This is a genomic window from Bacillus sp. FSL K6-0069, from assembly GCF_038007785.1.
GTDB classification, from domain to species: Bacteria; Bacillota; Bacilli; order Bacillales; family Bacillaceae_G; genus Bacillus_A; species Bacillus_A mobilis.
In genome coordinates, this window is sequence record NZ_JBBOXN010000001.1 from 917,971 (window position 1) to 940,622 (window position 22,652).

Sequence of the window (22,652 nt, forward strand, 5' to 3'; positions counted from 1 at the left end):
ATAATAAAATATTTATTTTAAAAAGGCTGTATGTTAATTTTTGTTTATCATGTTTATATAATTAGTATATAATCGGTGTTGGAATGATAAATTCGTAGATTACGAGGAGGATTACATAACCGTGAAGAAATTTTCAAAAGGTATTACAGCAGTTGCGTTAACGGGGTCATTGCTTTTAACTCCTATTTCAAGTTATGCGGCAAGTGATGATATTACAGGTCATCCATTTGAGCAGCATATGCGTACTCTTATTAATAAAGGGATTATGTCAGGATATGGAAATGACGTGTATTTACCTGACAAAGAGATAACGAGAGCAGAGTTTGCTACATTAGTAGCGAAAGCCCTGCAACTTCCACAAGCAGACTCGAATTTTAGTGATGTACCAAAAACATACGGATTATATGACGGTGTAAGTAGAGCATTCGGAGCTGGAATTATTAAAGGGCGTAGTCCTGAGACTTTTGCACCAAACGATGTGATTACACGTGAAGAAATGGCCGTAATGGTAAAGCAGGCGCTAGATTATAAAAAGGTTAACGTAACTGTAAGTCCGCTTACATTTGCTGATACGAATCGTATTAACTATAAAGAACATGTACAAGTTATGGTAGCAACGGGGATTATTAAAGGCTATCCAGAAGATAATACGTTTAGACCACACTTATCAGCGACAAGAGGTATGGCTTCGGCGATGCTAAACTTGATGCTTGGTAAAATTGGTGGTGGAGAAACGCCTGTAGAAACAAAGAATTATGTGTTGTTAAATGATGCAGGGAAAGTAGTAGAGCGTTACACTACATATAAAGAAGCTGTTACAGCTGCACAAAATAAAGGCATCAATGCAGTGAAGTATGAAAATGAATACGTATGGATTAAAGATGGCTTTGCAACGGCGAAGAGAGTTAATGGAAATACAATTAATATTTACGGTGAAAATTTAAAAACAGTATATACATACCTTGAGTATGGAACAGAATTTAAAGTGTTAGAAGTTGGAGAAGATCGCGTGAAAGTGCAACTCTCTGATTTAACAGGTTATGTGAAGAAAAACGAAGTCACTTTAGTTCCTGAAAAAGAAATGCAAAAATCAACTTATTATGTTGCCAATGATGGATATTTATATCATAGATATTATGAGTTTGAAAAGAAGCCGAGCTATACAGGATATAGATACGGCGCGGCACCTGCCTTTATGAAACCGGGGCAACAAATGGAGAGTATAGATGGAAAAACATTTGGAAATGAAACGTTCTATCAATATTTTAATTACGTATCATTACGTTCTAAAACAGAGTACACGGCAGAACAATTAGATAGTTATATAAAATCAGTTAGAGCAGATTCCCCATTAATCGGTTTAGGAAAGAAATTTAAAGAAGTAGAAAGCAAGTATAATGTAAATGCATTATTCCTATATTCATTAGCAGCTCATGAGAGTCAGTATGGAACAAGTGAACTTGCGCGAGATAAAAATAATTTATTTGGCTTAAATGCAACGGATAATAATCCATTTGGTAACGGTAAAAAATTCGATTCCAAAGAAGATTGTATTGAAGATGCTGCAAAAGTATATATGAATGAATGGTATTTAAATCCAGGACATTGGCGTTATACAGCAGCGTATACAGGTGATAAATCTGGTGGTATAAATATGAACTATGCATCTGATGCAAACTGGGGTAAAAAAGTAGCAGGGCATATGTTCCGTTTTGATTCGTACTTAGGTAAGAAAGAGTACAACAAATATAAACTTGCACGTGTAACAAACAAGGTAGAAGTGAAAAAAGATCCTCGTACGTCAGGTGCGAAACTGTATAGCTTATCGCCAAATAAAGTTGTTACGATTACAGGCGAAGAAACGATAAATGGACAAGCATGGGTTAAAATCATTTCTGACGATCCTGCTGTAAATGAAGCGTATGTGGCAAAAGAAAATGTAGAGTACGTAAAACACTAATAAAGAAAAAACAAAAAGACTGATCACCTAGACGATCAGTCTTTTTGTTTGTCGAATCAAATGAATAAATAAGATGAATGCAATTTAATAACATTTATATGAAAATAATCCCACTATATAGAAATTAATAACAAATAATTCGACAAAAAAACAAAAATAAAACGCATTATTGTCGAAGAGTGTCGATAATTTTTAAAAGTGTAAATTGTCTTTTCATTTATATTATGTGCTATAATTCTATTTGTATATTAAATATAAACGATGTATATACGTTTACATATTAGAAAAGTTGATAAATATATAATTCGACAAAGATTATAAATTTGTCGAATTGTGCGATAAAAAATTCTTTTAAAAAAAAGAATTATGACGTATTATATACATGGTTTAACTTTTTGGAAAAAGATAGTATTTATTATGGCTAATAAATTACTATTCTTCAAAAAGTGTTTGTAGATTAATATATAAATTTAGTAAATCACTAGTTTTTCAAATACATATTTCTAAAGCTAGTATTATATTTCTCAAGGAGGAAATAGATCAATGGCAAAAAATAAGTCTTTTAACAAATTAATGGCTGGTACAATGACAGCTGCAATGGTAGCAGGAGTAGTAGCACCAGTTGCTGCATCTGCACAAGAAAACGTATTTAAGGATGTTCCAAGTGGTGAGTGGTATTCAAAAGCAATCAATGAAATGGCTGCAAAAGGAATCATCTCAGGTAAAGGTGAAGGTCTATTCGGTTTAGGTCAGGATGTAACTCGTGCTGAAGTAGCTACTTTCATGGTAAAAGCGAAAGACATTAAAACTGGTTCAACAAACACTCCATTTACAGATGTAAATGAAAAAGACTGGTTTGCTCCATACGTTTCAGCTGCTGAAGCTAACAAAATTATGGCTGGTTTAGGCGACAATAAATTCGGTCCAAACGAGAAGTTAACTCGTGCACAAATGGCACAGCTTCTTGTTAACGCATACGGATTCAAAGCTGATGCAAACAATAAAGTAACTTTCAATGATATCGATGGTTTATCTTGGGCAACTGCAAAATCTTCAATCGAGACTCTTGCAAGCTTAGGTCTTGTAAAAGGTTATGGTGATAACACATTCCAACCAAACAAAGTTGTATCTCGTGAGGAAGCTGCTCAGTTCATTTACAATGCAATGAACTACAAACAACCAGAAGCAAAAGTTGTTTCTGCAACTCCAATCAATGCTAAACAAGTAGAAGTTAAATTCGGTACTGAAGTTAACATTGATACAAAAGACGAAGCTAAAAAAGCTGAAGCTTTAAAATTATTTACTTTAGAAAATAAAAATGCTACAGACATCACTGTTTCTAGCGATAACAAAACTGCTGTAGTAACTTTCGAAAACTTAAACGATGTTAAAGACGTTGTATTAGTTGTAAACCCAGTTGCAACAAAAGCTGATGCTAAAGTAAAAACTGGCAAATTTACACAAGTAATCACTTACAAAGATACAGCTCGCCCAGAAGTTAAAGGTGTAGAATATGTAGATGTAAACACTGCTAAAGTTTTATTCTCTGAGCCAGTTAAAGACATCGGTAAAGTAACTGGAACACAAGGTGCAACTTTAAAATCATTTAACTCAGGCGACAACTTCGCAACTATCGATTTATCTGCAGTTAAAGAAAACACTGAAGCTGTAGTAACAATCGTTGGTGCTACTGACTTTGCTGGTAACTTAATTTCTCCAAACCCAGCAAAAGTAAAAGTTAAAAAACAAGCGATCGATAAAACTGCACCACAAGTAACAGGTGTAGAAGCTATTTCTAACAACCAATTAAAAGTAACATTCTCTAAAGAATTTACAGCAACAGCATTAGAAGATGGTGTTACTGTAAATGGCGCTCCAGCAACAAAAGTTGAACTAGATAAAGACAACAGCAAAGTTGCTTACGTAACAGCTAACTTAGTAGATGGAATTAATAATTTCGCAGTTAAAGCTGGTACAGCTGATAGCGTTGGTGCTAAATTAGAGAAAGAGTACAAAAAACAAGTAGTTGTTACTCTTAAAGAAGATAAAGTAGCTCCAGAACTAGTTAAGCATGAAGTTGTAACTGAAAATAACAAACAAGTTCTTGTATTAACTTACAATGAAGATGTAGCAACATTAGATGCTAAACAACTTCCAGTAGCAGGTACTTTAGTTAAGGATTATGTAACTACAACACCTGACATTAATCTTACAGCTGCAGTAGACAGCAAAAACAAAAAAGTTGTTAAAGTTGATTTATCAACACTAGCAACTGGAAAATGGACAGTTGATTTAGGTGCAGGACTTACTAAAGATGCTGCTGGTAATGCAACAAAAGCAAAATCACTTACTTTTGATGTAGGTACAGTAAAAGAAGAAGTTAAAGAACTTACTTACAGTGTTGATGCTACTGCTACAAAAAATGAAGTAATCATTACATTTGCTGGTCAAGTTGACGGTGCTTCAGCTACAAATGCAGCAAACTATGCAATTGAAGGTGCAAAAGTAGAAAAAGCTGTATTAACTAAAAATGAAGCTAAAGAAGCTACAGTAAAACTTACATTAAAAGCTGATTCAGTAGAAGCTACTGGTAAATATGCTGTATCTGTAAACGGTGTTAAAGATATCACTAAATCTGTAGAAGCAAAAGTAGCTGAAAATGCTAATGTATATGTTGAACTTACAGAAAACGTAGCTCCAAAAGTAGAAAAAGGTGAGCTAGTAGATGGTAAAGTATTAGAACTTACTTTCAGTGAAGCTGTTAAAGCTGAAACTGTTAATGCTGCAGACTTCATCGTTCTTCTTGACGGTAAAAATGCTGCTGAGTTAGAAAATAAAATTACTGTAGCTGATACTAAAGTAGAAGGTTCTAAAGTTACATTCACGTTCAACCGTGCATTAGATAGCAAAGAACTTGCTAAAACTCTTACAGTAAAACCTGGTAAAGACGGCGTTAAAGTTACTGACGGTAACGATAACAAACTAGCTGCTTTCGAAAGCATTACTGTTAAAAACATCATTAAGTAATATATAATGATAAAAAAAGCGTTTCAAAGGTAGCTGAATAGCTACTTTTGAACGCTTTTTATTTTTTCTATTTATAAGGATAAGAAAAGGTGCTCCAAAAGCCAGTGTAACCGACTCTTTGGAGCACCTTCTTTTTTGCTATTCAATTTCCAAATCAACAACCATGTAAGCAAGTATGACAGTAAAGAATATACTTACGGCTGGTGCTGTTAATACGTGGCCGGACATAAAGGCTATGCCGAGTGATAGGACGAGTGTGCTAGCTAGTAGCATATGTTTTACGCTAAATAGTTTCTTGAAGTTTGTGATGATGCGAATGAATATTTTTATACCGAAATAAAGAAGTGGTAGTAAGTACATAAGGAATCCGACAATACCAAATGCGAAGAATAGGTCGTGGAAGTCCATTTCGACCAATTTCATTTTCGTTGTATAGTTACCGGCGTATCCCATTCCAAATAGTTTTTGAGATAGTGGTGCTTCTTTATAGTATTGTTTATATACTTTTAAGAATTTGTCGCGATCACTGTAAATTAAACTTTTCATTTCAGAGTCTGTTAGTTCGCCTTCTTTATGTTCTTCTTCTGTAACTACTTTTCCTTCTTTTCGGTCTTTTTCTTCTTGTGCTGATTTTTTGTATTCATACATTTGTAAATGGATACTCATATTTTTTGCGATAGGAGTGTGCGGTGTAAGGACTAGTAATCCTCCTAATACGACAGCCGCAACAACTGTGTTTACAAGATGTGTGAATCCTTTTCTTTCTTTTTTGCGGTTCATCATATATTGAATGAATGAGAATAAAAGTGCTACGCCGAGTGTAACAATAATTGCACCATATCCTACTTTCGTTCCGACCATAATGCTTGCATACATCGCGAGTACAGTTGGAATCCAGTAATAGAATTTCGAGAACGATGTTGTTTTATGAACGGAGTATAAGACAACGATTGGGAACATAATTGCAAAAATAGCACTTAAATCATTTCCAGCAAAGAACCATCCTCTTGAACCGATTTTGGAGTGCGGGTAGCTTTGGAAATCTGTACCTGTTACCATTGCGGCAATGAGTGAAATACTCAAAATCAATGTTGCATATAAGAAATAGGTAATGATTTTATGAAATACATATTCGTTATTTTTTAATTCTTTTAGTGCGATAATATATCCAAACAGTAGTACAATTGGATATACACTTTTCAAAATAAATTTCACTTCTTCTCCAAATGAAACTGGAGATTTGACCATTAAATTATTCACAAGGCCGATTGCGAGTACGATGCCAAAGAGACATAAGTAGAGAATATACTTTTTTGCACCGTGTTGTTTATGATGCAGAAGTAGATAACCTAATGCAAGAAGCATAAAGGCGAAACGGACTACGATTCCGACTGTTGCGCTCATGTGTAATACATAGATTGAAAAAGATGTTAATAAATCTAAAATTGGTTGAAACACAATGAATAGCAGTAGGAAATGCGGGAAGTAGTTATCCATCTGTTTTAACTTAGTAACCATATGTGCCTCCATTTCTTCATTCCTTTATTTCAGCACTTCTATATATAATAGGAAGGAAAATGAATTTCTATATTTGATTTTTTATATCAAACTTAAGAATACACCATTTCATTGTAATGGTAAATAGATGAAAAGTATGGATAAACCGACTTTAATTGCTATATTTTTCAACGGAATTGTATGTTTTATACAGGGCTATATACAAATTACGCGATTATTAGACAGAAAATTAAGAAAAAAGAAGGGTTTTGCGCCTGCTTTCTATAATTATATAAGTATAATCTTTATCCCACTTTAATGGGCAGTAAGATCCCCAGCTCAAAATGCAGCGAAAGCAAAGAAGTTAGGTAGGGGATCAACTGCCCATAAAAGTCCGATTGGTTCAACTAATAATCAGTGGGGGGTGAAGAAAACCCCCACTGATTAAAGTTTCACTTTATGTAGAAAAGAGGGGTATATAATGGAAGTAACAAGTAAAACAGAATCTGTTGTTGTGAAATATGAAGGGCACGTTGCAACGGTTATGGTCAATCGCCCAGAGGTGTTAAATGCATTAGATGAGCCAACATTAAAAGAGCTATTACAGAAACTGAAAGAAGTAGCGGAGAGTTCTGCGCATATTGTTGTGTTATGCGGAAACGGCCGTGGTTTTTCTGCGGGTGGAGATATTAAATCGATGCTTTCAAGTAATGATGAAAGTAAGTTTGATGGTATTATGAATACTATTTCTGAAGTTGTTGTAACTTTATATACGATGCCGAAGCTTGTTATTAGTGCGATTCATGGACCAACTGCTGGTCTTGGATTAAGTATTGCATTAACAGCTGACTATGTGATGGCGGATATTTCATCCATTATTGCGATGAACTTTATTGGAATCGCTTTAATTCCGGATGGCGGCGGCCATTTCTTCCTTCAAAAGCGTGTCGGTGAAAATATGACGAAGCAAATTATTTGGGAAGGAAAGAAATTATCAGCAACAGAAGCGCTTGATATCGGCTTAATTGATGAAGTAATCGGTGAGGATTTCCAAACGGCTGTGAAGCAAAAAATTAGTGAATGGTCACAAAAGCCGATTAAAGCGATGGTTCAAACGAAGCAAATTTTATGTGAAGTAAATCGCTCTAATTTAGAACAAACATTGCAGCTTGAAAAACGCGGCCAATATGCGATGAGACAAACAGCGGATCATAAAGAAGGCATTGCTGCATTTTTAGAAAAACGTTTGCCAGCATTTAAAGGGGAATAAAGTGAAATTTTAAGTAATGATAGTTTTACTGCTGGTTAATTTAAGGTAAAGGGGAGAAAGTGCTAACACATTTTAGTATAATTGTGTTAGCACTTTTTTTAAGGAGTAATATATGAAGAAAATTATCGGTGTTATCGGCATAATTGTAATAGCATATTATGCGTTACATAGTACATCATCTATGGCGGTACGGACTGCTTTGTTTTTTGAAGGACATCCAAGCGTTGCGTTTTCTGGCGAGGTAACGAAAGAAAAAGATGTGAAAAAAGAAGCAATTCCAGATGAGTACCAAACTTTATATGGTAAGGAAGAAGAATCAGAGCACTATTTTTTTCCACACGTAAGAGCACATGGATCAGGAATTGATATGCTTAGTGCGTGCGTGAAGAAAAAATGGTTTTTCTATACAGCAGAGCTCGGATGTTATTAAACATAGGAGGATGAATGATGTCAGCATATAACAAGTTAGTAAGAGACCGTGTTCCAGAGAAGATTTTGATGTCTGGAAAAACATATACAGCGCAAAAATTAACAGGACATGCATACATACAAGCTTTAGCGAAAATTGGAACGGAAGAAATTCGTGAATTTGCTTCCATGAAAGAGCGTGAACATGCGCTTGATTCTCTTGCAGATGCACTGGAAGTGATCGTCTCATTAGCGCGTGCAGAAGGTGCAACAATTGAAGATGTAGAACGTCTTCGTAAGCAAAAAGAAATAGAGCGCGGTGGGTTTGAAAGAGGCATTTATTTATTAGATGTGTCAGAAGAATAGTTTTGTAAGGGAAAGCATAGCGTTAGTGAGTAACGCTATGCTTTTTTGTTGCAATTAAACTAATAATGAAGAAGATAGCTGTTAATACCCAGCCAATTGTAATAGAAGTAATAGTGTGAACTGCATAAGAAACTTGTAAACAAAATAATGATGCTAAAAACCAAATGAGTGCAATGTGTATATATTTTTTTGATATATTCATATTTTATAACTCCTTTTATATACTAAAAAGAATTTTACTACAATTTAGAAAATTAGGCTATATGAGTAGAGGATTTATAGTAAATTCGGTATACTGAATAGTAGAGAAAATGAGGAGGAAACGACAATGGCACATCATACGAAAGAAACGATGGAACTTATTAAGGAGCTTGTCTCTATTCCGAGTCCGTCTGGAAATACAGAGAAAATCATTCGTTTTATTGAAAACTATGTAAGTGAGTGGAACGTAGAAACGAAGCGTAACAATAAAGGCGCTCTTATTTTAACGGTAAAAGGAAAAAATGATGCACAGCATCGTTTATTAACGGCACACGTTGATACGTTAGGTGCGATGGTGAAAGAAATTAAGCCTGACGGTCGTCTAAGTCTTTCTATGATTGGCGGATTTCGCTGGAACTCTGTAGAAGGGGAATATTGCGAAATTGAAACATCAAGTGGTAAGACGTATACAGGAACGATTTTAATGCATCAAACATCTGTGCATGTATATAAAGATGCAGGTGAAGCAAAACGTGACGAGAAAAATATTGAGGTTCGTATTGATGAGCGTGTCTTTTCAGCTGATGAAGTACGCGAATTAGGAATTGAAGTAGGAGATTTCGTTTCATTCGATCCGCGCGTTCAAATTACAGAGAGTGGATACATAAAATCACGTCATTTAGATGACAAAGTAAGTGTTGCGATTTTATTAAAATTAATTAAGAGATTACAAGACGAAAATGTAATATTACCATATACAACTCATTTCCTAATTTCTAATAATGAAGAGATTGGATACGGTGGTAACTCTAACATTCCAGAAGAAACGGTTGAGTATTTAGCGGTTGATATGGGAGCGTTAGGTGATGGACAAGCATCTGACGAATATACTGTATCTATTTGTGCAAAAGACTCTAGTGGTCCGTATCATTATGCACTGCGTAAACATTTAGTAGAGCTTGCGAAAACGAACAATATCGAATATAAAGTAGATATTTATCCGTACTACGGATCGGATGCATCAGCTGCGATTCACGCTGGATTTGATGTGAAACATGCATTAATTGGAGCGGGTATTGATTCTTCTCATGCATTTGAGCGTACACATGAAAGTTCGATTGCACATACAGAAGCATTAGTACATGCGTATGTAATGTCTCATTTAATTGAAGGATAATTTTATAGAAAATAGAGAGGGCTGATTGAAAATGTTATTTTTAATCAGCTTTTCATTTGGTGGGTAATTAATCGCCTTTTGAATTTCTTATATTTATTGTTCCTTATATATTCATCTTTGGTAATATGTGCAGGAAACGTATTTACTACAGTGGTAGAATGTTATAAACTATTATAGGAGTTATTTTCCAATTAATATTTTTAATATTAGTTTGATTAAGAGAATTGTATAACGTGGGATTTCGAGAGGAGATTTAATTTTTATGAAGTACAAGGCAATAGTTGCTGGTATGTTAGCAGCAAGTTTACTAGCTTATCCAGTTAGTAGTTTAGCAGAAACGAAGAAGTTTTCAGATGTTGCAGACGACTCATTTGCAAAAGACGCAATTTACTATTTAGTAGAGCGAGATGTAATTAGCGGTATGACAAGTGATACGTTTGCGCCAAAAGGTCTTTTAACACGTGCGGAAGCAGCGACAATTATAGCGAAAGCAATTGGATTAAAAGTGGATCCAGCTGGGAAACCATCTTTTAATGATTCAAAAAATCATTGGGCAACTCAATATATTGCAGCAATTGAAAAACAAAATATCATTGCAGGCCGAGGAGCAGGCGTATTTGATCCTGATGGAAAAGTAACGCGTGCTGAAATGGCTTCTATGCTTGTGAAGGCTTATAAATTAAAAGGTTTAGTACCAGCCCCAATCACGAATAAATTTACTGATTTAGAAGATCACTTCGGTAAAGAAGCAGCAAATATTTTAGTAGCGTTAGAGATTTCAGCGGGTACTGGGAAGACAATTTGGAGTCCAAATCAGTCTATACCACGTGAGCAAGCAGCGCAAATGACGTATAAAGCGGACAAGCTAAAGAAAAATAATGATAATACGAGCAAACCAGAAGAAACAACGAAGGAAATGTATATAGATCGTCAGTTCATTACATATCACCAACCATCTTTATCATCAGGAATTACTGACATGCAACATGAGCCACAAAAAGTTGTAGTAAAAGAAGAGCGAGATGGATGGATTAAAATTGTAACGAGCAAAGGTGAGAAATGGACACCTTTAAAAGAAAAAACAGAAGTTATTAATGAAGGATTTACAACATATGCAGAAGCGTCACATTCTTCTAAAGTGCTAGCGAAACGTGAAGCGCAAAAAGTAGTAGTTATTGAAGAAAAAGATAGTTGGATTCGTATCCGTACAAATAGTGGCTTCCAATGGGTTGATAAAAATCAGTTAAACCCAGTGAAGCAAGATAACTTCTTAGAAGGTAAAGCGATTATTATTGATCCAGGTCACGGTGGAATTGACTCGGGTAATGTTGGTTATTATGAGAAAGAAAGTCATATCGTATTAGACACATCTTTACGATTACAAAAAATATTTGAGAAAAAGACACCATTTACTGTTAAGTTAACACGTACGAACGATACACGCCCAGGAGTAGATTCTAGTGATTCTTTAAGAAAGAGAGTAGAATTTGCTAATGAAAATAAGGGTGATATTTTCGTAAGTATTCACGGTAACGGTTCGGATGAAAAAAATGGACACGGTACAGAAACATTCTATTATGCAGCAGCACCGACAAGATCAACGAATCCATATTCGGAAGACAGTCGCTTATTAGCAGACAAAATTCAAAAACGCCTTGTAGCAGCACTTGGGACATATGACCGTGGTGTTAAAAAGGATATTTGGTACGTAGTAAAATATAATACAATGCCAGCTGTACTAACAGAATTAGCATTTGTAGATAATAAGAATGATGCAAATAAACTCGCTACAGCAGCACAGAAACAAAGTGCAGCAGAAGCGATTTATCAAGGTATTTTAGATTATTACGAAGCAAAGGGTAATAACGTATCTTCTTTCCGTTAATAAATCAAAAGAGATTGCCAATGGGCAGTCTCTTTTATTTATTAACGTTTCTCTTTACTTCCGGCATGTGATATCATTTAATTTTATATGAAAAAGTATTGTAATTATAACGATATAGAGGATGATAATAGATTGAATAATCATAGTAAAACACCTGCATGTATATATACGTATGCGTTTCGTGAGGAGGAACGTGCTTTATGTTACTTGGAAATGCGCTCGTTCTTTGGAACGGAGTCTCACGTTAATATTTTGAAAAGTGATGTCAAAATTGATCCGAGTAGAAGTGCGTTTATAAAAGAGCGCGTTGAGGTTATGTATGAAGGCGACGACTTAGACAGCATTCTAAAACAAGTGGAACAAATTGATTTGGCGGGGGCATCATTTAAAGTTATCTTCGTTAAAATCAATGATCTTGGGAAAGAAAATAAAATTGAATATGGGGAAAGACGTCTTATTGAACGCGACCTTGGCATGCATATTGAAGGAGAAGCTGATGTTCGTAATCCAGAGCGTGTATTCGGGATTGTTCCTCTTGGAGGACGCTGGTACTTCGGACACTATGTAGAAAGTGAGCCAGTTTGGTATCATCACATAAAAAAACCGCATAGTTATTCGACATCTCTTAGCACACGTGTTGCAAGATCAGTTGCCAATATTGCTGTACCAAATCCAGATGGAGTACGAGCAATTGACCCGTGCTGCGGTATTGGAACAGTAGTAGTAGAAGCACTTTCTATGGGAATTAACATCGTTGGTAGAGATATAAATCCGCTTGTTGTGCTTGGAACGAGAAAAAACATCGCACATTTCGGGTTTGAAGGAACAGTAGCAAAAGGTCCAATCGAGGAAATTACGGAGAACTACGACGTTGCAATTATCGATATGCCGTACGACTTATTTACGCATGCAACACCAGAAGACCAGTTCTCCATTCTTTCAAGTGCGCGCCGCATCGCTAAAAAGGTAGTCGTTGTCACGATGGAAACAATGGACGACATGATCCATGAAGCAGGATTTGAAATTACAGATCGCTGTGTTACAAGAAAAGGATCATTTACTAGACAAATTCTTGTTTGTGAATAAGAAAAGAAGGTCACCCGTTTGGGTGACCTTCTTTTGGTTTGTATTGATGTGTGATTGGTTGGTAGTGTAGATAGATGAATTGGCGAAATTTGTCGGTAAGTCGATATCCTATGTCGAATCGTCGATATATTTAAAAAATCGCCGATATATTGTGCTAAATCGCTGATATATTCCGAGAATCGACGATATCGCTACATTAGTATATTACTGTTCTTTTAATTTCTCTTGTTGTGCGATGAGTAAATTACGTAAGACGTGTCCGCGGTAACTTTCTAGTTTGCGCCCTTCGTGATAGCGCACACCTAATTTTTTTAATTCAGCTACGTACCAGCCCTTTGTTCCGTAGTACATTGGATCACTTCCTTTTTGCTTTTGAACAGTATATGTGGTGGGGGGAGAGAATTTTCTTTTTTATTCAGCATTAGGGCCACAAATTTGAAAAACATGTAAGAAGAATACGATATCGCTTCTATTTTTATTTTATAAAAATAGGCTTTATAGTAGGAATTTCGAAAAATATAAAGGGGGGCTATGCTTTGTTTCCAGGTACTTTATATGAAACACATGTTAAAACAAGAAATTTAGAAGTAGCAAAAGAGTTTTATACGAAACTTGGATTATTTCATGCTCGGACAATTGAAGAAAGACGCGTAGCATTCTTTTGGTTTGATAAAGATAATAAGAAGGAACAAATGCTGGGCATTTGGGAAGTATCAGAAGAAGCATTTCATACAAGTCACTTTGCATTCAAGGTTAACTATGAAGAAATCATTCATGCAAGAGAATGGCTTCTGAATAAAGGAATACACCCAAGGGCAGCTTTCGGTCTTGAACCGTCTGAGCCAATGGTTCAGACGTGGACACCTACTGCCAATCTTTATTTTTATGATCCTGACGGTAATTCTTTAGAGTTTCTATGTTTACTTCCTGAAAAGAAAAACGTAAAACAAGATGTCATGCATTTAAGTGAGTGGGAAAAAATGCCGAGTGACATATAAAGTGAAACTTTAATTAGTGGGGGTCTTACTGCCCGTTAAATGCGGGATAAATTTAATTTTGGCACAAATCCCGCGAAATAATTTAAAAAGGAACCATAACTTTGCTCAAGTAGTGACGTTATGGCTTTTTTGTTTTGTGCGGGCTAATAATCGCGCACTGTCTACTGTATAAAAAAATAGACAGTAGTGTATGCTTTTTTACACAATGTATACAAATTTATCCCTTATGCGTTGGCATGATATTTGCAATGAAAATAGTATCAACTTATAGGGGAGAGATAGAAATGAAGGTTAGTAAAGTGTATACGACAATTGATGCTCACGTAGCTGGGGAGCCGCTTCGAATTATTACAGGCGGCGTGCCAGAAATAAAAGGAGAAACGCAGTTAGAAAGACGCGCATACTGTATGGAACATTTGGATCATCTTCGCGAAATTCTTATGTATGAACCGAGAGGACATCACGGCATGTACGGTTGTATCATTACACCGCCTGCGAGTGATCACGCTGATTTTGGCGTATTATTTATGCACAATGAAGGCTGGAGCACGATGTGTGGTCATGGCATTATTGCTGTTATTACAGTCGGAATTGAAACGGGTATGTTTGAAGTGACAGGTGAGAAACAAAAGTTCATTATCGACAGCCCTGCCGGTGAAGTCATTGCGTACGCGAAATATAACGGGAGCGAAGTAGAGTCCGTATCATTTGAAAATGTTCCTTCATTTGTATACAAAAAAGACGTCCCTATTAAAATAGATGACTATGAATTTCAAGTAGATATCGCGTTTGGCGGAGCTTTTTATGCAGTAGTAGATAGTAAAGAATTTGGTTTGAAAGTCGATTTCAGAGACTTAGCTGCTATTCAAACGTGGGGCAGTAAAATTAAGCACTACATCGAGAGCAGACTGGAAGTAAAGCATCCACTTGAAGAAGGGTTAAAAGGAATATACGGCGTTATTTTCTCAGATGAACCGAAATGGGAAGACGCAACTTTACGAAATGTAACGATTTTTGCTGATGGGCAAGTAGACCGTTCTCCTTGCGGCACAGGAACTTCCGCAAGAATCGCAACTCTTTTTGAAAGAGATGCTTTACAAAAGGGAGAAATTTTCGTCCACGAATGCATTACTGACGGGAAATTCGAGGGAGAAGTATTGTCGGTAACCGCAGTAGATACATATGAAGCTGTCGTTCCAAAAGTAACGGGGCATGCATTTATTACAGGATTTCATCAGTTCGTTGTAGACCCGAGAGATGATTTGAATCGGGGATTTTTGTTAGGATAGAAGGAGGAGGTGGAAAGATATGCTAGTCATAAGCGCGAACGAACAACGAAACTTAGCAAATATGAATGAAGTCATTGAATACGCGGCGCTTGCTTTAAAAGAATTTTCCGCAGAAAGAACGATCACGCCAATTCGCGGCTCATTACCATTTGCGAACGAGCAAAATACGGCATTAATTATGCCTTCAGTAGCGGAAGGACTTGAGGCACTTGGCTTAAAGGTAGTAACAGTAGTTCCCGAGAACAAAAAGATAGGAAAGAAAACGATAAACGGGATTGTGATGCTATCAGACTTTCAAACGGGAGAACCGCTCGCACTTTTAGAAGGATCCTACTTAACGATGATTCGAACAGGGGCTCTATCAGGAGTAGCGACAAAACATTTAGCTCGGCATAACGCAAAAACGTTATGTATTATCGGGACAGGCGAACAAGCGAAGGGAATTGCTGAAGCTGTATTTGCGGTAAGAGATATCGAAAAAGTCATTTTATACAATCGAACAGAAGAAAAAGCATATGCATTCTCGCAATATATACAAGAGAGATTCAATAAACCTGCATATGTTCACACAAATGCAAATGAAGCAATAAGCGAAGCAGACATCATCGTCACAACTACGAACGCATCCACACCAGTCTTCTCAGAAAAACTACAAAAAGGCGTCCACATAAACGCCGTCGGTTCATTCAAGCCGAACATGCAAGAACTACCATCTCACGCCATTGCGGGCGCTAACAAAGTAGTAGTCGAATCAAAAGAAGCAGCACTAGAAGAAACAGGTGACCTTCAAGTTCCAGTGCGAGAAGGTTTATTCAAAGTAAGCGATATCCACGCTGAACTTGGTCAAATTATAAGCGGTGAAAGAACTGGTAGGGAGAACGATGAAGAGATTACTATTTTTAAATCGGTTGGTTTGGCGGTAGTGGATATTGTTGTTGCGAAGTATTTGTATGAGAGAGCGGTGGAGAGTGGGGTTGGGAATAGGATTGATTTTTGAGGGGCTGCCTTTTGGTGGTCTTTTTTTGTTTATAATGCGCGTAGGCATCTTAAATGTGATGTATCATATATTCTGTTAAAATTAAACAAAAATGCAGGTGAGAAACTTTGGATTTAGTTCGAAAATTAACTCATATTTATGGCTTAGGGCTTTGCTGTGGGTTGTGGAGTAAAGCTGAAGTAATTCAATGGTGTGATAAATTGATTGAAGCAAGTGAAAATCCGCCATATGAATTAATTGAGATATCCTTAATGTCTAAAGAAAAGATAGATGATATGGAAGGGAAGTTATTTGAGTTTAGTAGCACGGTTGATGAAGAATACACTGTTAAATTAATTCTTTCCGTCATTCATGAAAAACTAAAAGAACATGAACTGACGATTGAAGAATCAATTAAATGCACCACTAGACTTTTAGTCAACAGGGGGGTGCATTGGGAGGCGGAATACTTTGAATTGTATAGTCTAGACGATAGCTATGACTTAGCTAAAGATGGTGTTCATTTTGATTTAATTCAAGTTATTCATACATATATTGAAATGTTAAGTATTTATAGTAAGTATTTTAGTGGATTTGAAAAACTGTATTTTAAAGTAATGGGAAATGAGTGGAGATTTTAATATATATCAGTATTTGATTATCTTTGTTTGTCCCTTATTTTCCAATTGGAGAATAAGGGACAAATTTTTATGAAGGAGTAAATGCAGTTTTTTTACCACTCACGCCATTCTTCTGTTATGTCTTCTTCGGATTCTAAGCCAGCTATTCGTGCAGCTGCATCGATAAATTCATAGAGATCTTCTCTTTCCATTGTTTCGATAAAATGGTCATGTTCGATATTTAGTTCATTTAATTTCATAACGACCTCTTTAACGACTTGCATGACTTCGACTTCGGTTGGATTCCCTCCTAATTGCTGTAAATTGTTAATGTATGTGTCAAGAACCGTATTTGTTGCACCCATATTTTCTTCAGTGAAAAATTCCCCATCTTCATCATACTCAACCCATGAGGTTGTTGGTTTGTTTTTTTTCAATTCATCAAATGTCATGTGAACCTCCTAAATGTGTTTTTTGTCTTTAATTTCATTCTACATTTTCGATCATATATAACAATCATTTTAGAGGGGTTTTCTGTAAGTTGCTAGTTTTTTAACTCATTTCATGTAAAAAACAATTGATTATTCTTAATTATTCGACACAATACAACAATTTAAGAATGTGTTTTTTGCTATAATAAGTAAGAAATTTACATATCGTGTTATTGGGGGATAAAAAGAGATGTTGAAAAAATTTACTACATGTATTTTAGGTGGCGCTTTAGTATTCAATTTATCTGGTTGCGGCAATACATCTGACAAAACTTCTTCAGAATCTAAAGAAACCAATTCTAAACAAGAAGAAAAGAAAGTACAAACAACTGATGAGGCGAAAACGAAAGAGAATACAAAGCAGAAAAATACAGAACAAATAAAAGAGAAATCAAAAATAAAAGAAAAAGAGTATGCTGTAAACAAGGATTTTCATACACCTAAATTTGATGTAACTGTAAAAAGAGTTGTAGAAAGAGATAAGGTTGGTAAAGAGAGTATAGGATTCCAAAAACCTGAAGATGGACATGTCTTTATTGTTGTAGAAGCAGAAGGGAAAAATATCACAAACGAATCGATGAAATTAGCTGTTTTACCATCAGTGGATTTAGTGGATGAAAATGATAATGCTTACCAAAGTGATGTGTTGGCAGTTAGTAGTTATGAGGTTGAAAAAGGTGAGACCTCTAGTATTACTAAGGAATTAAAACCAGGGGAGGTAAGGAGACAAAATAAAGTTTACGTGATTAATAAGGAAAAATTTGATACAGGAAAATGGTATGTAGTTGTTAACCGTGAGTATAAGGAACAAATTAAATAGTGATTATTTACTAGGAGGAGATGGCTCCTCTTTTTTTGTTACAAGTTAACATAAAATTTCGGTTTGAGGGGCTGCCTTTTGGTGGTCTTTTTTGCATAAAATCTTGTACAGCAAGAAAAAGTAGAATATTTAATGATTAGAATTGAATATTCATATTCTAATATTCAATAGAAAGATAAAACGTTTAAAAGTTCAGAATAATAGATCATAATATGTTTAGTAAAATTAACCAATATATATTTTGCTCATTATGTATTAAAGGGGAAATGAAAATGGCTGGACAAATTCGCATGTCACCAGAGGAGCTTAAATCGAAAGCTGCTCGATATGGACAAGGTGCAAATCAAATTGAGGATATTTTAAGTCAACTACAAAACTTACAAAATGAATTAAGAGGAGAATGGGAAGGTCGTGCTTTCGAAGGTTTTGATCAACAGTTCAATCAATTAAAGCCAAAGGTACAAAACTTCGCACAGCTATTACAAGAAATTAACATGCAACTTAATAAAACTGCAGAGGCTGTTGCTTCTCATGATGAAGAATTATCACGTAATTTCGGTTTGAAATAAAAATTGTTTTACCCTATATAACAAGCATTTTTAATGAGCCATACAGCTTATATTGTATGGCTCATTTGATTGCATGCCCAGCGAGTGATATTGATAGGGAAATATATGTAATGAGATTTCGTTGATGCGTTTGGAAAACTTATAGAAAGGGTTTGAAAGAATGGGACAATTTCAAAGTAATTTACAAACAGCGACGCAAATTGCTACGAAAATGGGATCAGCCTCTGATAGAATTCAAAGTGCAACCAGTCGTTCTATAACAAAGGCGACGCGTACAACGTTGTCTGTTAACTTCAAATCACAAGAAGCGAATCAGCAAGTTTTAGACTTGACGAAACAATTTTCCGCTGCTTTTCAACAAGCGGTTGATAATATTCATTTGGTATCTAACGAGTTTGAGAGAATGGATAATGAACTTCATAATACCTTTCGCTAATGTGACAACCTACGTAAAGTAAAATAGTAGGAGGAATATGATGAGTCAAGATATTGAAAAACAAATTAATCAAGTAAATCAAAAGTTACGAAGTGTATTTGAAGAGCAGGACCGAAATCAATCTGCGATTCAAAAACAGGAAAAAGTAGAAGAAGATTTTCATGCATGGAAGAATCAAAACCATCGTTTGTTTGATCGTATTTTAGGAACTTGGCATAAAGATAGAGAAATGTCATTGTTTTTTATGGATATGCGTCAAGAAGCACAATACATAGAACGAAAACTTACATTTGAATTGGAAAGCCAAAAAGAAACATTGTTTAAAGAGAAACGAGATCTTAGTGACTTAGAAAATGATCTTTCATATCAGCAACAACAATTAGTAAAGGAGGCTAATTCATGAGTTTAAATATGTATTTGGGAGAAGTACAAAACCAAACTCAAAGTATGAATGCTGTATGTACGGCCACCATTCAAGGTATGGAACAAGCCATTCAGTCGATTGACGCTTTTGCAATTGATACTGTTCTACAAGGACAAACCTATAGCAGTGCAAAATCATTTTTTGTACAAACCTTTCGTCCTCTAGCGCAAGGAATTATTTACTTATGTGAAGAACTAATTCGTCAGAATGATGCTTTTCCAAGTCAATTTCAATCACAAGTAGCTCAGGCGGATGTAATTGAACACGAGATATTAGAACAAATTCGAGAAATTGACCGAATGAAAACAAGTATGGAAGCTGTCAATCAAGCTATGCCAATGCCGGGTATGGATGCTATGGTAAATCTTTTTATTGTTATGAGGCAAAAACTGCAAGAAAAGCTGGATCATTTGTATCAATTCAATCAGAACTCTAGTAATAATTATAGTACAGCACTTCAATTAGCAGCTAGTATTGCTGCAGGTCTTGCGGAAGTTCAAAGTGGGAAAGGGTTTAGTGTTGTCAGCGGTACATTTAGTACACAAGGATTGAATATGGATTGGACGGGGCCTATTCAAAAAATTACAGAAGATAGAGCTCGTGAAGTTGAAAGGTTAAATAAGGATTCTGAATCTGGTGAAGTAGATAAAAAAGATTCATTTTTAGGTATGACTGGCTTTGATCCAATGGTACCATTGGATGGAGTGGGGAATACATTTGGAACACTTACAGGTGCAGCTGCAGTAGGGAATACAGTTTATAAAGTAAGGAATGGTTATGAGGTAAAAAAAGAATTTGATAGAAAAAACAAACGAGTTCTTATAAGAGAGAGTTATGATTCTGTTAAAGATAATAAAAAAGTTAATGGGCGGCATAGAGATCATAAGATTTACTATGTAAATGATATCGAAAAGAAAATCGAAAATGGAACAGCTACTCCTAAGATAAAAGAAATAGAAGCTATGATAAAAAAAGGAAGCGCAGCCAAAATGGCCTTAAAGGATAAGCTTGGATGGGCTAGTGTAGCTATAGATTCATATACGGATACGAGTGAGAATATCAAAAATAATGCCTCGAATGATAAAATTGCAGGAGATATTATTGGTAATGTTGTAGTGGGAGGAGCAACAACTGTAGGGGCTGCGGTTCTGACTGTTGCAGTTCTTCCTGCTGCTGCGCCAGTTTTGGCAGTTGCAGCAGCAGGATTCGGTATTTCAGTAGGATTAACATACTTAACAGAAGGTGTAAAATGGGATGTTGATGTAGATGGTGATGGTGAAGATGATAGTATTAAGGATATGGTGAAAACTGGTGCGAAAAAAACTTGGTCAACAGTAGCAGGGTGGTTTAATTAACATGAAAAGAAATACAGATTTTAATAAAAAAGTTTTTGAATATTATATGGCTCTTTATGCTGTAAATGATATAAGGTCGACTATAATTACTCTTGTGATTGGGATAGCAGATATATTTGTGCTTTTACCTGCTTTTGCGAATCCTGTTCAACCGATATATATGTACATAATAGTTCCACCAGTTGCTTTTTTAAATGTATGGGCAATATGGATTGTTATAAATCCTAGGAAACGGCAATTACAATACACTCTATTTCGTGGGGTATTTGGCATCGTATGTTCAGTAGGATTATTAGTTATAACCCAAAAGTTTGCATATGGAATGTTAGGATTACAAACTCCTATCTATTTTATTTTTTCGGTTGGTTTGTATATTTTTGCTTTGAATTATTATTATAAAAATCATATAACAAAACTTCAGGAGCCAATCAAAAAATCAAAATCATCGAAAAAAAACTCTGGTTTTGGAGTAGTGGCTTTTATAGGATTGGGTCAACTCGTTGCTAATATCAGCCTTGGTTTTGCAACACAAAAGATGGTAGCAATTGTATTAATTTGTGTATACTCCATGCTTTCGTTTATTTTGTTTCATTTCATTATGGAACTCCATAGGTATTATTATTTAAGGAAGCATATAGAAGATGGAGGTAGAACACATGAAACCTTTTAAAGAGTCTGTATTGAATATTAAGTATATAATCGCGGTTCTCCTATAGTCAGTAAAGACTATGGAAAAGGGAGAAGTAAGATCATGAATATAGAATTACATTTAGATAAAGGAAGGATGGGGGATTATGCCATTTTCTAAAGAAAAGTTTTTACCAAATGGTTCTATTGTTCTATTAAAAGGTGGGACGAAGAAAATTGTGATTTATGGAAGAAAACAAAAACTTATGGTTAAAGAACCTGTGATGTATGACTATATTGGCTGTTTTTATCCAGAAGGATACATTAATCCTGAGTATACATTTGTATTTAATCATGAGGATATCGAAGAAATTATATTTGTAGGTTTTATAGATGAGGAAGAAGAGGCATTTGTAGGATTGCTTAATTGAATGTGATTTAGAAACAGGTGACCTTCAAATTCCGATAAAACTAGCAATCTCCACGCCGAACTTGGACAAATCATAAGCGGGGAAAAAACCGGACGCGAAAACGACGAAGAGATTACTATTTTCAAATCAGTTGGTTTGGCAGTAGTAGACATTATCGTTGCGAAGTATTTGTATGAAAAAGCGGTGGAGAGTGGAGTTGGGAATAGGATTGAGTTTTGAGAGACTGCCTTTTGGTGGTCTTTTTTTGTTTGGTTTGTCGGTCCATATATTTTGGCACATGAAAGTATATTGAGATTGTGGCGTTCTTTTTGTTTATAATGCCTGTATGCATCTCAAATGTGATGTATCATATATTCTGTTGAAATTAAACAAAAATGCAGGTGAGAAACTTTGGATTTAGTTCGAAAATTAACTCATATTTATGGCTTAGGACTTTGCTGTGGGTTGTGGAGTAAAGCTGAAGTAACACTAAAAGAAGCAGACTTCAAAAAATCTAGACCAACACATGATAGAATATGCAGTAAGGCATTATATGAACAAATAATGAAAGATCCTAAATTGGCTTCAAAATTCACAGAAGAAGAAATAGAATTATTTAAACATGGGGAGGTACCTGATGCATTTACATGGCATCACTACCAAGACACAGGACGAATGCAACTCGTAGATTATGAGTTGCGTAGAAAAACTGGTCATACTAGCGGATATAAAATTTGGGGCAAAGATAGTGATAAATAAG

At 35.5% G+C, this 22,652-nt stretch carries 22 protein-coding genes and 4 pseudogenes; 22 read left to right on the forward strand and 4 right to left on the reverse strand.

Going from position 1 to position 22,652, the window contains the following annotated elements; translation table 11 throughout:
* The first annotated feature begins 121 nt into the window (after positions 1–121).
* Both MHB74_RS04650 and MHB74_RS04655 read left to right on the forward strand, forming a co-directional pair.
* Positions 122–1,960 carry an S-layer homology domain-containing protein gene (locus MHB74_RS04650; protein WP_061679999.1) on the forward strand — a complete coding sequence of 613 codons (1,839 nt, stop codon included), beginning with the start codon at positions 122–124 and terminating at the stop codon, positions 1,958–1,960.
* 543 nt (positions 1,961–2,503) lie between these two features.
* Entirely contained in the window at positions 2,504–4,987 is a 2,484-nt protein-coding gene (locus MHB74_RS04655; RefSeq protein ID WP_061680000.1) for an S-layer homology domain-containing protein, read from the forward strand.
* Between the two features lie 138 nt (positions 4,988–5,125).
* Here the strand turns inward: MHB74_RS04655 and MHB74_RS04660 are convergent, their stop codons facing one another.
* Positions 5,126–6,505: an O-antigen ligase family protein gene (locus MHB74_RS04660; RefSeq protein ID WP_061680001.1), complete on the reverse strand. Its 1,380-nt coding sequence runs from the start codon at positions 6,503–6,505 to the stop codon at positions 5,126–5,128.
* 460 nt (positions 6,506–6,965) lie between these two features.
* Between MHB74_RS04660 and MHB74_RS04665 the strand changes: the two genes are divergently transcribed.
* From MHB74_RS04665 to MHB74_RS04675, 3 genes are all read left to right on the forward strand, one after another.
* Positions 6,966–7,754: an enoyl-CoA hydratase gene (locus tag MHB74_RS04665; protein ID WP_061680313.1), complete on the forward strand. Its 789-nt coding sequence runs from the start codon at positions 6,966–6,968 to the stop codon at positions 7,752–7,754.
* A 112-nt stretch (positions 7,755–7,866) separates the two neighbouring features.
* Positions 7,867–8,184, forward strand: coding sequence for a hypothetical protein (locus tag MHB74_RS04670; RefSeq protein ID WP_061680314.1), 318 nt, complete (start codon positions 7,867–7,869; stop codon positions 8,182–8,184).
* Positions 8,185–8,201: 17 nt separating this feature from the next.
* Positions 8,202–8,528 (forward strand): nucleoside triphosphate pyrophosphohydrolase, encoded by a 327-nt coding sequence (locus tag MHB74_RS04675; protein ID WP_061680315.1) that lies wholly within the window; start codon positions 8,202–8,204, stop codon positions 8,526–8,528.
* A 22-nt stretch (positions 8,529–8,550) separates the two neighbouring features.
* On the opposite strand, the gene MHB74_RS04680 is transcribed toward MHB74_RS04675, so the two are convergent.
* Complete coding sequence (locus MHB74_RS04680) at positions 8,551–8,730, reverse strand: hypothetical protein (protein WP_061680316.1); 180 nt, start codon at positions 8,728–8,730, stop codon at positions 8,551–8,553.
* 126 nt (positions 8,731–8,856) lie between these two features.
* Between MHB74_RS04680 and MHB74_RS04685 the strand changes: the two genes are divergently transcribed.
* The 3 genes from MHB74_RS04685 (at position 8,857) to MHB74_RS04695 (ending at position 12,877) form a co-directional block, all read left to right on the forward strand.
* The gene (locus tag MHB74_RS04685) at positions 8,857–9,906 is read left to right on the forward strand and encodes a M42 family metallopeptidase (protein ID WP_061680317.1); all 1,050 of its coding nucleotides are present in this window, start codon (positions 8,857–8,859) and stop codon (positions 9,904–9,906) included.
* Between the two features lie 262 nt (positions 9,907–10,168).
* Entirely contained in the window at positions 10,169–11,791 is a 1,623-nt protein-coding gene (locus tag MHB74_RS04690; RefSeq protein ID WP_061680318.1) for an N-acetylmuramoyl-L-alanine amidase, read from the forward strand.
* A 132-nt stretch (positions 11,792–11,923) separates the two neighbouring features.
* Positions 11,924–12,877 (forward strand): TRM11 family SAM-dependent methyltransferase, encoded by a 954-nt coding sequence (locus tag MHB74_RS04695; protein ID WP_061680319.1) that lies wholly within the window; start codon positions 11,924–11,926, stop codon positions 12,875–12,877.
* A gap of 204 nt (positions 12,878–13,081) precedes the next feature.
* Here the strand turns inward: MHB74_RS04695 and MHB74_RS04700 are convergent.
* Positions 13,082–13,282, reverse strand: a pseudogene (locus MHB74_RS04700) (YflJ family protein); the annotation flags it as partial.
* Between the two features lie 131 nt (positions 13,283–13,413).
* Here MHB74_RS04700 and MHB74_RS04705 point away from each other — a divergent pair.
* From MHB74_RS04705 to MHB74_RS04720, 4 genes are all read left to right on the forward strand, one after another.
* Positions 13,414–13,875 carry a VOC family protein gene (locus MHB74_RS04705; RefSeq protein WP_061680320.1) on the forward strand — a complete coding sequence of 154 codons (462 nt, stop codon included), beginning with the start codon at positions 13,414–13,416 and terminating at the stop codon, positions 13,873–13,875.
* A 236-nt stretch (positions 13,876–14,111) separates the two neighbouring features.
* Positions 14,112–15,164, forward strand: a complete 1,053-nt coding sequence (locus MHB74_RS04710) for a proline racemase family protein (protein WP_141658102.1) — start codon at positions 14,112–14,114, stop codon at positions 15,162–15,164.
* A 19-nt stretch (positions 15,165–15,183) separates the two neighbouring features.
* Positions 15,184–16,161 carry an ornithine cyclodeaminase family protein gene (locus MHB74_RS04715; RefSeq protein ID WP_061680322.1) on the forward strand — a complete coding sequence of 326 codons (978 nt, stop codon included), beginning with the start codon at positions 15,184–15,186 and terminating at the stop codon, positions 16,159–16,161.
* Between the two features lie 107 nt (positions 16,162–16,268).
* Positions 16,269–16,781: a hypothetical protein gene (locus MHB74_RS04720; protein WP_061680323.1), complete on the forward strand. Its 513-nt coding sequence runs from the start codon at positions 16,269–16,271 to the stop codon at positions 16,779–16,781.
* A gap of 92 nt (positions 16,782–16,873) precedes the next feature.
* On the opposite strand, the gene MHB74_RS04725 is transcribed toward MHB74_RS04720, so the two are convergent.
* A complete protein-coding gene (locus MHB74_RS04725) occupies positions 16,874–17,212 on the reverse strand; it encodes a hypothetical protein (protein WP_061680324.1) in 339 nt (112 codons plus the stop codon).
* 229 nt (positions 17,213–17,441) lie between these two features.
* On the opposite strand from MHB74_RS04725, the gene MHB74_RS04730 reads away from it, so the two are divergent.
* The 10 genes and pseudogenes from MHB74_RS04730 to MHB74_RS04775 form a co-directional block, all read left to right on the forward strand.
* Positions 17,442–18,071 carry a hypothetical protein gene (locus MHB74_RS04730; RefSeq protein ID WP_061680325.1) on the forward strand — a complete coding sequence of 210 codons (630 nt, stop codon included), beginning with the start codon at positions 17,442–17,444 and terminating at the stop codon, positions 18,069–18,071.
* Positions 18,072–18,343: 272 nt separating this feature from the next.
* Positions 18,344–18,640: a WXG100 family type VII secretion target gene (locus MHB74_RS04735; RefSeq protein ID WP_000918591.1), complete on the forward strand. Its 297-nt coding sequence runs from the start codon at positions 18,344–18,346 to the stop codon at positions 18,638–18,640.
* Positions 18,641–18,800: 160 nt separating this feature from the next.
* A complete protein-coding gene (locus tag MHB74_RS04740) occupies positions 18,801–19,076 on the forward strand; it encodes a TIGR04197 family type VII secretion effector (RefSeq protein ID WP_048545595.1) in 276 nt (91 codons plus the stop codon).
* A gap of 40 nt (positions 19,077–19,116) precedes the next feature.
* Positions 19,117–19,479: a DUF3958 family protein gene (locus MHB74_RS04745; RefSeq protein ID WP_048545593.1), complete on the forward strand. Its 363-nt coding sequence runs from the start codon at positions 19,117–19,119 to the stop codon at positions 19,477–19,479.
* A complete protein-coding gene (locus MHB74_RS04750) occupies positions 19,476–20,855 on the forward strand; it encodes a T7SS effector LXG polymorphic toxin (protein WP_061680359.1) in 1,380 nt (459 codons plus the stop codon). The genes MHB74_RS04745 and MHB74_RS04750 overlap by 4 nt, the downstream gene beginning before the upstream one ends.
* Before the next feature lies 1 nt (position 20,856).
* Positions 20,857–21,525, forward strand: a complete 669-nt coding sequence (locus tag MHB74_RS04755; protein ID WP_061680358.1) for a hypothetical protein — start codon at positions 20,857–20,859, stop codon at positions 21,523–21,525.
* Between the two features lie 124 nt (positions 21,526–21,649).
* Complete coding sequence (locus MHB74_RS04760; RefSeq protein ID WP_001116623.1) at positions 21,650–21,913, forward strand: DUF4176 domain-containing protein; 264 nt, start codon at positions 21,650–21,652, stop codon at positions 21,911–21,913.
* Positions 21,914–21,923: 10 nt separating this feature from the next.
* Positions 21,924–22,132: pseudogene (locus MHB74_RS04765) on the forward strand (ornithine cyclodeaminase family protein); the annotation flags it as partial.
* A 171-nt stretch (positions 22,133–22,303) separates the two neighbouring features.
* Positions 22,304–22,378, forward strand: a pseudogene (locus MHB74_RS04770) (protein kinase); the annotation flags it as partial.
* Positions 22,370–22,651: pseudogene (locus tag MHB74_RS04775) on the forward strand (HNH endonuclease); the annotation flags it as partial. The pseudogenes MHB74_RS04770 and MHB74_RS04775, both read left to right, overlap by 9 nt.
* Position 22,652: the final 1 nt, after the last annotated feature.